Raw genomic sequence first — 13,379 nt, forward strand, 5'->3', positions numbered from 1 at the left:
TACTCCGTTTTTTTTATAGGAATTCAAGAGCTTAGATTAAACAACTGAACCTCATAGGTCCTGAAAAAACTTCAAATTTGCTAACAGTGGTAAATTAAATAACCTTTTCCCATAAAATTATTTAATATCGAGAGGCGAAATTACACAACATCCCTCTCAATTATTACCATTAATTTTTATTTAGTTGCCATTTCCCTGAAATAGCAGCTAGCATCAACCATGGCTCTATTACCATATTGATTAGAATATGGGCTACAATTGGTGCAAAGGTGCTCCTTCCAGTATAAATATAGAGCATAGCAAGTAGACAACCTAAGATTGTCGTTGAAAGAATTGCTGGAAGCGCAATTTTCATCTCTCCTCGCAATAACACCCATGCGCCATGAGCAATTCCAAACGCAATTCCTGAGATTATTACTTGTGAAAGATTTGAAAATCCAATAGATAATACATACTCCATGAGCAAATGTCTAAATACGACTTCTTCTACTATTCCACTTACAATAGCAGCCCATATACCAATCAATTTAAGCCAAGAAAATGTAAACAAATTGCTTTTTACTAAAGGTATTGCAGAAATTGTATAGGAAATATACCCGATTACGATGAATGCAGTGAAAAACCACATAGGTAAGTTCAAGTGCAGTTCCAGAGAATAGCCCAACCCATTCTCAATAAATTTTTTAGGATTAGTTACATACCAATAAATAACACTTAATGAAAGCATACTTGATATGCTTGCTAATATCCATCCTGCCTTTCTTTGCTCTTTTAGCGTTGTGATCTCGTTCATATTAACTGTCCCCTTATATTAAATTAATGTTTCTAAGGCCTAATATAACGACATCAAAGTTTAGCAACAATACGTTACATGTAACATGTCTTTATTGAAAGGTGAAATGCTTTTTATGGATGACAACCTGCATTATTCGATTTGTAATTTATGGTATATTTTTATAGAGAGGTGATGGAGTTGAAGATAGACATAAAAATTGATCCACAAATTGATGAACCCTACATAACAATCTGCGTTTCTAAATTAACGCCAACTATACAGGCTGCAATCTCACTCTTACAACAAGAAGAACAACAAATTTTAACAGGGACCGCTAACAATAAAGTACATATTATCGAGCCTAATTCTGTTATAGCTATTAGGACGGAAGGCAAAGATTTAGTACTATATAGCGACGATGGTAATCGTGTACTTATGAATAAACCTTTGTACGAGTTAGAGCAGCAACTAGGGGAAGGATTTATTCGGATTTCTAAATCTGCCATCATTAATCCTAGAAAAATCAGAAATATTGAAGCTTCCTTTAATGGCACAATGGAAATCGAGCTTACTTTAGGAATAAAAGAAGTCATTTCACGCAATTATAAAAAATCATTTAAAGAGCGCTTGGGGGTATAAGTACATGAACTTTTTCAAGAATTTATGGTTTGGAATAAGTATGGGCTGTACAGTTTTTGTTTTTGTAAATCTTATTGGATATTGGTTGAAAGGGGATTTGTTTTTAGAAGCTGTTATATCTAATTTTCCACAACAAATTTTGGGATCAGTTACTGTTGGCATTGCCTGTATACTACCTTCATACGTCTATAGGACAGAACGTTTAACATTTTTACAACAAAGTGCTTGTCATTTTTTTATCGCTATAGGGACCTTTATAGCTGTCGCCTTTTCTTTAAAATGGCTTCCAACATTTTCGATAAAACTAACGATTCTATTGTTACTATTTAATGTATTAATTTTTGCACTAGTTTGGCTGTTATTTTATTTTTATAGTCAATCAGAAGTAAAAAAAATGAAGCAGAAAATCATTGTTCATACAGACAGTAGTAATAATCAATAGATTTCTTTGATAGAAAATTATTTAAAGAGGTTAATCAACATAAGAAGCCTCTTTTGTATTCAAGCCTTACAACTAACCTGACCTGTTAGTTTAAGTGAGAAACTTCACAATCTCACTCTGAATTTTAACAACAATATCAAATCCCGTTGAAAAGTGTTCCTCCACAATCTGGCCAAAGTTTGTAATATGAGGTTAGCCAGTTTTTTCTGGTTGACCTTTTTCTTTTAGGTCTAGCTAACACACATCAAAAAGTAGATGAAGCAATTAAAAGGCTTATAAAAGCGAATGAACGGATAAATTTTAATAGTGTGTCTGGCGAAGCTTATGTATCGAAAGCAACACTTTATAACAACAAGGACATCCGTTCGAGAATAGAAACACTACGAACTCAACAAGATTCTCCGGAGAAGGTGTTTGTAACGAAGCAAATTGTGTTGAGGTGTTTTTATTTGTCTCGTTTTAGTTAATCCTAGCTGAATATTGGATTGACAACAACTGCACCTATCGTGATGGTTTGTTGAACAGTCAAATTGGTTTATACTAATTTTCAAGAGGAAATTCCTCAATTAGATGCAGATGTATTGTATTTAGCGGTCGTGGAAAGCTTTTTGAGGCGAAGCTTTCAATACATAAACACAAGTAAAGCAAACAAAAATCACTCATTTAGATGCGTTAAGCGTTGAAAAGCAATAATCTTTTCGAAAACAACAACCAAGGAAATAGTAAAGCGTATTTTGAATTAATCAAAACACGCTTTTTTTATACTCAAATGAGTCATCCTTTTATTATCATGTAGTAGACTTACAGTTCTTCACAGTCTCCTTAATCTACCATAAAACACCAAGCAGTCGTGTACTTTCGCTACGAAAAGACTTACATAAAACATTTGTAACTGCCGTTTCACTTACGTTACATAAAACATTTGCTGAAAGAAGTTACACTGCAAACGATTTACTGTAAAACAATAGTTTTAGCTCGATCCTCATTGACAGTATAAAGGAAGAAGTTTAATGTAATATCTTTTTCTTTTATATTTTTAAATGTTTCTACTTGGTTGTGTGTTCTTAACACTCCGTCATTAGAACGAGTTTCAGCAAAGATTCTTTGGCCATTCTCATAAATAACATTTTGTGTGATACCTCCAAATTGCTCGTTCTTACTTTCTGATTCAACAATTAAATCATTACCTTTCGTATAGTAGGTAATATCAATTGGATACCCGTTTAATTCTGCATTGATAGTCTTTGGAACTTCAGAAATATTTGTTAGCTCTACTTTGTCTTGCTTCCCAGCTTCATAAGAAACCTTCGCATCATTTAAAGTAAGAGAAATTTCTTTATTCGTAATATCCTTTATAAGCCCCAGTGTTTCAAAAGAAATATAATCTTTAAAATTATATCCCGATAATTCCTGTTCACCAATTCGTAATTTAAACTGACGATAGTTGAAATGAGCTATATTAGAATTAGAATCTATATATTTTTTATCAAAATAAAGCTTTACCTCACTCGGTGTAATAACAAGCTCATTAAATTGAAGTTGCTGAGAGCCTATCTCAATTTTTTCGTCTATATTCATAACAAATGTAGATTTTTTAGCAAGATCCTGATTGTATTGGAAATCTAGGCTCCATGTATCTGGTTTATAGCTTACTGTATCAGTATAACTTAAAAATACCCCTAATTTTTCTACCATTTCTTGTGGTATCTCTAGTGAATCACTACTTTTAATGACATTTGGTTGTGGACGTTTATAAGTAACGCCAAAATTGGCAATGTTTTCACCTTGAATTTTATAAGATAAATATGCATTTTCTATGTTATTGGACTTTTCCAGATCAATAAGATAATCCAATGTATACTGCCCGTTTTGATATTCATTTGAAGTGAATTCTATATGTGATATTCCATCTTGATTAATAGTAATCTTTTCAGGGAACGCATTCGATTGAAGCACATCTTTTAACTCTACACTTTTCAACTGTGTCTCCTTTACACCTCCAAGTTGAAGTGTAACATTGCTGTTGTGCGGGATTCCCTCATCTGTATGTAGAATCCCTACTATTTGATCCGTTTCCTGATTATATACTGCGTTAGTCTCCAGCTTTATTTCTTTTCCGTCATTTATTTTGAGTAATGCTTGTTCAAAATCTGCTGCATCGATTGGATATTCATGATCAATATCTAAGCTAAAGTTAATAGTAGTACCATTTTGATCTGAAATTATATTATGGATATTTAATAAACCAGCTTCGTTTTCTACAGCTTTATTGACTTCCTGTCCAAAGCCATTTTCTAAAGAAGTAATAATGCCTGATCTATTCATATTTCGCATCCAGTCCAAGATTTCTGTTGTATATTTAGCAAATACAGGTGTGGCTGATAAAACAATTGTGAACATAATGACGGTTAATATAACTTGTGGTTTATAGCTATGTTTTTTAGTTTTAAAATTATGATTTTGTTGTTTACGGATGATTTTACTCCACATTTCATTCTCAGTAGGATAATCTACTTGATCGTACTTCACTTTTTCTTTCATTAAATCGTCCATATTACTCACGATGATCCCTCCATTCAAATAACAAATTTTCATCTACTTGGATAAACTCTTTCGTTAATTTTTTACCTTTAAAAAGCCTCGATTTAACCGTCCCTTCAGGTATTTTTAGAATTTCAGCGATTTCTCTATCTTTACAATCATGCACATATTTCAATATCATTACCTTCCGTATACGAACAGGTAGTTTGTTCATTAAGTCGACTAACTCACTTTTATTTTCATTGAGCTGTATTGTTCGCTCAATATTTTGGGTATTGTCAACTCGTATCAATGATAGGAAATCAAGGTTTTCTTTTAATAGCAGTCTGTTCTTTTTCTTTAAATAATTTCTAGACATATTCATAGAAATACTAAGTAACCAAGATTTTTGATTTTGTATAGATTGGAAATCTTCACACAAAGCTTTTGCAAATACATCCTGACAAAGGTCCTCTGCATCGTATTTATTTTGAAGCATGTAATAGCAAGCTCTGAAGACGTCCTTATAATATGTTTGAAACAAGACCCTTTCATTGCTAATTTGTTCCACAATCCCACCTCCTTTTCCGATTTCTACACAAGTAACAATTTAGCATTATAAATAGTTCATTTTTCAAATGAATACTTTCTTCGAATTTGATGGAGAAAGCACTTTATATAATTCAAAAACACTTATTATAATTATAAACTTCTTTAAACTAACGGCGTGCTTACTTTAACAAGCAAAAGACAAATCACCGACTTGATATTCAGCAACCGGGCGCTATTCCAGAGCAACGATAAAAGCCAAATTTCTCAATTTTAATGATGAGAAATTTGGCTTTTTATACTTATCGTTAGAATAGGTGGGAAATGATTCCTAAAGTGACACTTCAAGCTCCTTCAACTGGCGAATCTAAATTTTGATCAACAGAACTAACTCTCACATAACCAAAAATTAATATGTATTGATTCCTTTAATTCAACAACTTTTAACAAACAACTCAATACATTGATATTACTACATTATCGTTTTGTTTAACTAGGGTCTACTTAAAATGAACATTTATTAATAAGCTTTAAATTTAATATTGAACAGATGAATCCAATCACATGCCACTTAATATTCCAATAGATATTTATAGGGGTTTCGCCATAAAACAAAAACCCCGAATAGTCTACACTTTTTAAGTGTCTACGATTCAGGGTTTCAAGATGTATTCAAGAAGCTAGGTTTAAATAAATGTAATCAATTCTAAGCAGATATTACACAGACTTTATATCTCGTTTCCTTATCTATTGAAATCTCAGTAATTACTCTGAATTCTTTCATTTCAGCAAGTCTAAAAGATAAGGAATAAGCTATTTTATAATCTGGTGTATCATAACCATCATATTGGTATTATCTCCAGATTGCTTGGGTTGTAAGCTAGGCTGAAAAACAACATCATCCATTCTCAATGCTTTTACTTTTCTAGACATTTAATATCTTCCTTTCAATTAAGTATTAAAAGGTAATAAATTAGGGATAAATCAATTTCATTTACTTACCTGTTCTTTTCCCTAAAAACGTTTAAAAACCTTACTTATTTCGATTCGTATTTCCACACTCCATTATTCCTACACATATCCCGTTCAAGCAATTGCCAATAAACCTTGCTGTCATAATGTTTATAGACTATGGAACATATTTCATGATATACTAGAGCCATTGTGAAAAAAGGAGGAACTTGCATGATTCAAGTTAGTAATGTAGGTCTTCGCTATGGCGATCGTAAACTATTTGAAGACGTAAATATAAAATTCACACCAGGTAACTGCTATGGTTTAATTGGCGCAAACGGTGCTGGTAAATCAACATTCTTAAAAATTCTTTCTGGTGAAATTGAAGCACAAGAGGGTAACGTATCAATGGGCAAGGACGAACGTTTATCTGTCCTCAAACAAAACCATTTTGAATACGATGATCATACAGTGCTTGACACTGTTATTATGGGGAATAAACGCCTCTATGACGTAAAAACAGAAAAAGATGCTATCTATGCAAAGGAAGATTTCTCCGATGAGGATGGTATGCGTGCCGCTGAGCTAGAAGGTGAATTTGCAGAGCTAAACGGTTGGGAAGCTGATTCAGAAGCAGCAACATTATTAAACGGTTTAGGTATCTCTGATGACCTTCACTACATGCTAATGGGTGATCTTGAAGGTTCTGATAAAGTAAAAGTATTACTGGCACAGGCCCTATTTGGTCAGCCTGATGTACTATTACTCGATGAGCCTACCAACCACCTTGACTTAAAAGCTATTCAATGGCTAGAAGAATTCTTAATTAACTTTGAAAACACAGTCATTGTTGTATCCCATGACCGTCACTTCTTAAACAAAGTATGTACACATATTGCCGATTTGGACTTCTCTAAAATCCAATTATATGTAGGTAACTATGATTTCTGGTATGAATCTTCTCAATTAGCTCAAAAAATGGCTCAAGACCAAAATTCTAAAAAAGAAGAAAAAATTAAAGAATTACAAGCCTTTATCGCACGATTCTCTGCCAATGCTTCTAAATCGAAGCAAGCGACATCTCGTAAAAAAATGCTGGATAAAATCGAGTTAGATGACATTAAACCATCAAGCCGTAAATATCCATTCATCAATTTCCAAATTGGTCGTGAAATCGGGAATGATGTATTAACAGTTGAAGGTCTAACTGCCAGCCATGAGGGCGAATCACTATTCAAAGATATTCGTTTCTCCATGAACAAAGAAGATAAAATCGTTTTACTGGGTAGCCCACTTGCTAAAACGGCGCTTCTTGATATCTTAATGGAAGATAAAGAAGCAGATGCTGGTACATTTAAATGGGGTGTAACTACCTCTCAAAGCTACTTCGAAAACGATCATGACAAGTACTTCGAAGGCACAGAAAAATCATTAGTGGAATGGTTACGTCAATATTCTCCTGATGATGAAACAGAAAGCTTCCTACGTGGTTTCTTAGGACGCATGCTGTTCTCTGGTGAAGAAGTGAAAAAATCACCTTCTGTTTTATCAGGAGGAGAAAAAGTACGTTGTATGCTATCAAAAATGATGCTTGCAACAGCAAACGTGATTTTACTAGATGAACCAACAAACCACCTTGACCTTGAATCCATTCAAGCATTGAACGAAGGCTTAATTCGTTTCAAAGGGGCAATGATTTTCACATCTCATGACCATCAGTTCATTCAAACAATTGCTAACCGTGTAATTGAAATCCGTGAAGACGGTTCAATTTTAGATAAGCAATTAACATATGATGAATTCTTAGAGTGGAAAGATAGCCAAGGTTTAAGCTAATCCCAATAAAAATCCTCTACCGTACGTTTGGGTAGAGGATTTTTTGCATTTACTTGTTATACCATTTCCTAGCATTTTGATAGAGAATTTTATCCGCAGCCTGTTCATCAAAAAGCTCTTGAATCATTTCAACATCCGCCCATTCAAAAGGTCGTTTAGCTCTTGTCGATGGCAAATCTGTTCCAAACATTAACGCATCTGGATTGATGCTATAGATGGCTTGCAAAGCATTTTTCACATTCAATTCTACCCGTCCGAAACCAGTCGCTTTCACACGTATACCCTTTTCTACAAGCTTTAGCAAATGTGGTAGCCCTTCCTCCGATAAGCCCAAATGGTCAATTGAAATAGCTGGTAATGCTTCAAGCATTGAAGCAATCTCAGGTAAATATTTGGCATCTATATAAAGTTCACTATGCCAGCCTGCCAGCTCAAACACTCTTCTTGCCAGGCTATCAAGTCTTGATAAATCCTCTGAACCGCCTCGTTGACTATTAAAGCGTAAGGCTCTAACCCCATTTTTATGTAAATGAAGGATTTCATCATCAGTCACTGTATACGGTAATTGTGTCACGCCACAAAAAGCAGGACCTAATTGTGTCAAAGCCTTTAATAAATAATTCTGATCGAATTCTTGAAAGGAACCAGAGACAATGGCGCCCCCCTCTACATTAAAAAGAGCTGTTTCCTTTTGATAATCCTCTACCACATAGCTTGGCGGTGTATAGCCTTGATTTTCTATAATTGGAAAATCAAAATTAATAATATGGAAATGCGCATCAAAAATTCTCACTATCCATCCCCCCTTCTTTTAAACATATCATAGAAAGAACATAAGCGAAAATATTGATTATTTGTGTAATTCCATAAGTAAAACTTATTATGTAGATGTAACTCCTTTCCTATAATAAAAAAATGGTATGAAACGTTCATTTCATACCATTGAGTGCTATTATTCCTCAAACTTTCTAAAAGCCAATACAGCATTATGACCACCAAAGCCAAAACCGTTAGACAAAGCTATGTTGACGGTTTGATGAAGCGCCTCGTTTGGAACATAATTCAAATCACACTCTGGATCAGGCTTTTCGTAATTGATCGTTGGTGGAATGATGTCTTCCATAATACTTTTTAAGGTAATGATGGCCTCGATTCCACCAGCCGCCCCAAAAAGATGACCTGTCATCGACTTAGTAGAGCTCACTTTTAATTGATAGGCATGCTCACCAAATACACTTTTAATAGCCTTTGTTTCCGATTTATCTCCCTCTGGTGTACTCGTACCATGTGCATTGATATAATCGACAGAAGTCACGTCAATATCGGCCATTTTTAATGCCAGTTTCATCGCACGAGCCGCCCCAGTATAGTCAGGGGCTGTTATATGGAAAGCATCTGTCGTCACCCCATAGCCTACAATCTCTCCAAGAATTGTTGCGCCCCTTTGCTTAGCATGTTCATATTCCTCTAGGAACACAATCCCTGCTCCCTCTGACATTACGAAGCCATCACGTTGACTATCAAATGGTCGACTAGCTTGTTCTGGTGCATCATTTCTAGTAGACATCGCCTTCATGCGGGAAAATCCAGCAAAGCTCAGCGGATTTATCGGTGCCTCAGCCCCACCAGCTAAAATTCCATCTGCATAGCCGTGACGTATATTTAAAAATGCTTCACCAATCGCTTGGTTACCTGTTGCACAAGCAGAAACTGGTGAAAAGCTTGGCCCTTTAAAGCCTGTTTTAATCGCGATAATCCCTGCGGCCATATTGCTAATCATCATCGGCACCATAAACGGTGAAACCTTCCTTGGTCCATTATCAAGCATGGCTTGATGATTCGCTAAAATTGTCTCAATTCCTCCAATACCTGAGCCAATATAAACACCTAGACGTTCCTTCTCAACTTGCTCCATATTTAAGTTTGCTTGCTCCAAAGCCTGCTGAGATGCAGCCAGTGCATATTGTACAAAAAGATCATATTTACTTACTTCCTTTTTATCCATATACTTAGTGGCATCAAAGTCAGTGATAGAACCAGCAATTTGTGTATTAATGCCGTGGAATTCTTCTGCTTCTAACCTTTTAATACCTGATTGTCCTTCTTTAATATTCCCCCACAAGTCTGATACTGTTTGACCAAGTGGTGAGATGACACCATATCCTGTAATAACTACTCTACGTACCATCTATGTTTCTCCTCCTCGTTTACTTTAACAGTTCCTTTAATTGATCTAGCACTTTGTGAAAGAAATCTTCCCCTAAAACGCGTTTGTATTGCAAGGCACCCTTCGTACTAGAAATGAGCAATATGGCTAATGCCTCTAAATCCATTGTCGACTTTAATGAGCCATGGTGCTTAGCATCCTGAAGTAAGTCCACCAAGACATCTACTTCCATTTGGCTAAGTTGTTGAACTTTTTCTTGCATCGCAGGTGATAATTCTTGATAGTCCGCATGCAATGCTGAAATGGGACAAACACCATCTTGTTCTAGGAATTTTATCCGTTGTAATATAAAAGCGAAAGGTTTATCCTCAACTGCAACTGTAGATTCCTTAATGAATGTATAAACCTCCCTTAATCCTTTTTGAATTCTTTCGCAAACAGCCAGCCCTAAGTCTTCCTTCTTTTCAAAATGATAATGAATACTTGCTTTAGTGACACCGAGCTCTTTCGCTAAATAATCATAACTAAATGATGTGAAACCTTTTTCTTGAATATTCTTCAATGTTAATTCGATAATTTGTGATTTTCTATTTGTCATGGCTCTATACTAACTTACTAGTAGGTAAGTGTCAACTGAAAATACAGCAGATACGTTGTTTATCTGCTGCAATGGAAGTCTATTGCATTTCCTTTGTTGGTCCCATAACACCCGGTACTGGTAAACCAGCTTGACGAAGTAGCACTGTCATTTGTCCGCGATGATGTGTTTGATGATCGATTAATGCACGTAATAATGCGCCTTTTGGTATTGGTCCTTTAAAGCCATTCACGACTTCAAGTAAATCTTCATTTGAAAGCTTTGCCGCTTCCTCTTTTATACCATTCACAACTTTCACATACGCTTGTACAATTTCTACTGCTGATGTTGGTACAGGGTCTTCTTGACGAATCATTGGTACCTTTAAGCCTGCTAGATAACTAAAGTATCCAGCCGCTCCAACTAAATGCCAACCAAGCCAGCCGAGTGTACTATGACCCTCCACGATACTTTGATCTAACTTGTCATCAGTTACTGCCTGTAATACTTTCAATGTTCCTTCTGCAGCCATTGTCCATTCCTGTAAAAAATCATCCGCTTGTCTATACATAACCATGCCCCCCATTTTTTAACTTCAATTCTATGTTAGTTAAATTGTTCCATAGTTACAAGTTTCTAGCTTTCAGTTTACATAATAATATTATAATAAACATTAGCTATGATTCGTATAATTCCCTGCATTCACGTATAATTATAAAAAGTAGCGAAGGAGTGTGCCCATGAAACATCCTATTCTCATACTTACTGTTGCCCTTTTATTGACAGGGTGCAATGAAGAAATAAAAAATGAACCTGTGCACCCAATTGTCCAAGATCAAATGTCCCTACTCACCTTTTTCCCACCTGATGGCTCTATCGCTTATTTTCAAGGTGAAGGAAATGAATTTGCAAGCTTTACCCTACAAACTACCTATCTAGATCCACAACATATCGCTCAGGTTGAAGATAATGGTGGTGTCACCCTATTAAAAATTTATCGCATTACAGATTCAAAGATTGAGCTTATCTATCGTGAACCCGTTGACAGCAACCCTCGTTTACCTAGTTCAACAGAAGTAGCTGCTTACCCTGTGCTAGAAACAGTACTGCAACAACCTATACAAGTAGGGACAAGCTTTCAAGGCTGGACCATTCAATCCATAACCGCTAAAGTCGATACAGGAACAAAAGTCTATTCGAATGTCATCCAAGTTACACGCACGGAAGATCAATTCACAACGACCAATTATTTTGCACAAGGGGTTGGACTCATCAAAAAGGAAGATAGAATGGAGTCTGATCAAGAGCAGCCATTTGTCGTAACCTCAACCTTACAAAAAATAGAATAGTATGATGATAGCAGGCGTTCTGCTTGGGCGCCTGTTATGTAGCAAAAGGAGGCATCATCCTATGAGTGACCTACATAAGCCAGCTAACGAGCAGGAAGAATTAACGGAAGAAGAATTTATTGAGCTTGTGTTAACTGAACAGCAAAAAGCATTAGCACAAGAGCAAGAAGACCGTCTTCAAGGCAAAAAAACAAAAAAACCCAAGCCATTCGTACGCTGGATTGTATGGAGTATGGCTTTCGTCCTGTTTTTCAATACATTCGCACTTATTTTTCAAATCTATTCCATTCCAGCTATCGAATTTATGAAAGTATCAACAAAGCTATCCGCACAAGAAGATATACAAACCTACAAAAAAGCTGTTGTGGAAATTTCGACAGCTTCCAGTAAAGGCACTGGTTTTGCCATCTCACCTGATGGTCTCATTGTCACCAATGCCCATGTAGTAGGACAAGCACGAACTTTATCCGTTGTGTTTCCTGATGAAGGAGTAATGGAAGCAGAGCTAATCGAAAGCTATCCGGATGTGGATTTAGCCTTATTGCAAGTACAAGCAGAACAGCTCCCTTATCTTCCGTTAGCAGATGATCCAACCTTCCCTTCCAATGAGCATATCCATTTTATCGGTAACCCCCTTGCCTTTACAGGAATAGCTAATGAGGGAACATTGCTGGAATCCATTCAATTAGACGAGTGGCAAGAACCCGTAATGATGCTGAAAGCGCCCGTTTATCGGGGTAATAGTGGTAGCCCCGTCATTAATCAACAGGGTGAGGTCATCGGTGTTATCTTCGCAACAATGAAATATGAACCTATAGGACGAGTTGGTCTGTTTGTCCCTGTCCAGCAACTCCACCACATATTAGAACAGGCGAACAAAAAATGAACCTGTAAGATACAGGTTCATTTTTATCAGCTATTAAGTTTACATAATAATATTATTTATCTTTATTTTCCTGTTTCACAAACTGAGCAATGGCTGATTTCACAGGTATTTTACTTACAACCTCATCACTAATCTCAGCGACCTTCTGGAGGGCATGCAAAAGATGATCATCCCCTGACCAATGCTTTTCCAGCACTTCTGGCCCTAATTTATTAATAATCGTATTCACCACAAATGTTGCCAACACAATATCATCTAAATAGCCACCAAATCCTAATATTCCCTCAGGCATCAAATCCATTGGAAACACAAAATACGCAATTGACGCACCAATCAATGCCCGACTTTTTTTATCCACCCCTGCATCGGTTAATGTTTTCACTAATAGATGAAATAAATCAGGCACAAACATTAAATACGGTGTAAATTTACTGCTTTTCCCCTTTTTCGACCCAAGAAATTCTACTAATTTTGTACGTAACTTCTGATAAAAATCTTGCTGCTCCTGTTCATTCGGTAATTTTGCTAAATTTTCCATAATAAATCTACCTCCAATAGTAAGTACCCTTGTTTGCCTTTTTATGACGCTAATCAGTTACTTTCATGGCACAATCCTTCACGTTTGTGGTTCTATCCGTCACTCTGCTCATTCTATCCACCGCTTTGCGCGTGATCCAGTACTTTG

Annotated in this window: 13 protein-coding genes and 1 pseudogene; 6 read left to right on the forward strand and 8 right to left on the reverse strand. The window is 35.9% G+C overall.

Annotated elements, in window-relative coordinates:
* Positions 1-169: 169 nt before the first annotated feature.
* On the reverse strand, positions 170-793 hold the full coding sequence (locus ACP3VS_RS16815) for a CPBP family intramembrane glutamic endopeptidase (protein WP_012294431.1): 624 nt from the start codon (positions 791-793) through the stop codon (positions 170-172).
* 174 nt (positions 794-967) lie between these two features.
* Here ACP3VS_RS16815 and ACP3VS_RS16820 point away from each other — a divergent pair, with 174 nt between their 5' ends.
* From ACP3VS_RS16820 to ACP3VS_RS16830, 3 genes and pseudogenes are all read left to right on the forward strand, one after another.
* Positions 968-1,414 carry a LytTR family DNA-binding domain-containing protein gene (locus ACP3VS_RS16820; protein WP_012294430.1) on the forward strand — a complete coding sequence of 149 codons (447 nt, stop codon included), beginning with the start codon at positions 968-970 and terminating at the stop codon, positions 1,412-1,414.
* A gap of 4 nt (positions 1,415-1,418) precedes the next feature.
* A complete protein-coding gene (locus ACP3VS_RS16825) occupies positions 1,419-1,856 on the forward strand; it encodes a DUF3021 domain-containing protein (RefSeq protein WP_080695195.1) in 438 nt (145 codons plus the stop codon).
* A gap of 206 nt (positions 1,857-2,062) precedes the next feature.
* Positions 2,063-2,251: pseudogene (locus tag ACP3VS_RS16830) on the forward strand (DUF6262 family protein); the annotation flags it as partial.
* Between the two features lie 556 nt (positions 2,252-2,807).
* Here ACP3VS_RS16830 and ACP3VS_RS16835 read toward each other — a convergent pair.
* Both ACP3VS_RS16835 and ACP3VS_RS16840 read right to left on the reverse strand, forming a co-directional pair.
* Positions 2,808-4,409, reverse strand: coding sequence for a DUF4179 domain-containing protein (locus ACP3VS_RS16835; protein WP_426389345.1), 1,602 nt, complete (start codon positions 4,407-4,409; stop codon positions 2,808-2,810).
* A 1-nt stretch (position 4,410) separates the two neighbouring features.
* Complete coding sequence (locus ACP3VS_RS16840) at positions 4,411-4,947, reverse strand: RNA polymerase sigma factor (protein WP_099805149.1); 537 nt, start codon at positions 4,945-4,947, stop codon at positions 4,411-4,413.
* A gap of 1,163 nt (positions 4,948-6,110) precedes the next feature.
* Between ACP3VS_RS16840 and ACP3VS_RS16845 the strand changes: the two genes are divergently transcribed.
* Positions 6,111-7,715, forward strand: a complete 1,605-nt coding sequence (locus ACP3VS_RS16845; protein WP_031418205.1) for an ABC-F family ATP-binding cassette domain-containing protein — start codon at positions 6,111-6,113, stop codon at positions 7,713-7,715.
* A gap of 49 nt (positions 7,716-7,764) precedes the next feature.
* Here the strand turns inward: ACP3VS_RS16845 and ACP3VS_RS16850 are convergent, their stop codons facing one another.
* From ACP3VS_RS16850 to ACP3VS_RS16865, 4 genes are all read right to left on the reverse strand, one after another.
* A complete protein-coding gene (locus ACP3VS_RS16850) occupies positions 7,765-8,508 on the reverse strand; it encodes an amidohydrolase family protein (protein WP_099805151.1) in 744 nt (247 codons plus the stop codon).
* A 159-nt stretch (positions 8,509-8,667) separates the two neighbouring features.
* A complete protein-coding gene (gene fabF / locus ACP3VS_RS16855; RefSeq protein WP_426389316.1) occupies positions 8,668-9,903 on the reverse strand; it encodes a beta-ketoacyl-ACP synthase II in 1,236 nt (411 codons plus the stop codon).
* Positions 9,904-9,922: 19 nt separating this feature from the next.
* Positions 9,923-10,480: a TetR/AcrR family transcriptional regulator gene (locus ACP3VS_RS16860; protein ID WP_207890008.1), complete on the reverse strand. Its 558-nt coding sequence runs from the start codon at positions 10,478-10,480 to the stop codon at positions 9,923-9,925.
* 79 nt (positions 10,481-10,559) lie between these two features.
* Positions 10,560-11,030: a DinB family protein gene (locus tag ACP3VS_RS16865; protein ID WP_031418198.1), complete on the reverse strand. Its 471-nt coding sequence runs from the start codon at positions 11,028-11,030 to the stop codon at positions 10,560-10,562.
* A gap of 169 nt (positions 11,031-11,199) precedes the next feature.
* Here ACP3VS_RS16865 and ACP3VS_RS16870 point away from each other — a divergent pair, with 169 nt between their 5' ends.
* Positions 11,200-11,808, forward strand: a complete 609-nt coding sequence (locus ACP3VS_RS16870; RefSeq protein ID WP_036161635.1) for a hypothetical protein — start codon at positions 11,200-11,202, stop codon at positions 11,806-11,808.
* A 61-nt stretch (positions 11,809-11,869) separates the two neighbouring features.
* A complete protein-coding gene (locus ACP3VS_RS16875) occupies positions 11,870-12,694 on the forward strand; it encodes a S1C family serine protease (RefSeq protein ID WP_031418196.1) in 825 nt (274 codons plus the stop codon).
* A 52-nt stretch (positions 12,695-12,746) separates the two neighbouring features.
* Here the strand turns inward: ACP3VS_RS16875 and ACP3VS_RS16880 are convergent, their stop codons facing one another.
* Positions 12,747-13,232, reverse strand: coding sequence for a YkvA family protein (locus tag ACP3VS_RS16880; protein WP_036161631.1), 486 nt, complete (start codon positions 13,230-13,232; stop codon positions 12,747-12,749).
* Between the last annotated feature and the right edge of the window lie 147 nt (positions 13,233-13,379).

Source organism: Lysinibacillus sp. VIII_CA (assembly GCF_049943995.1).
In the GTDB taxonomy this organism is placed as follows: domain Bacteria; phylum Bacillota; class Bacilli; order Bacillales_A; family Planococcaceae; genus Lysinibacillus; species Lysinibacillus pinottii.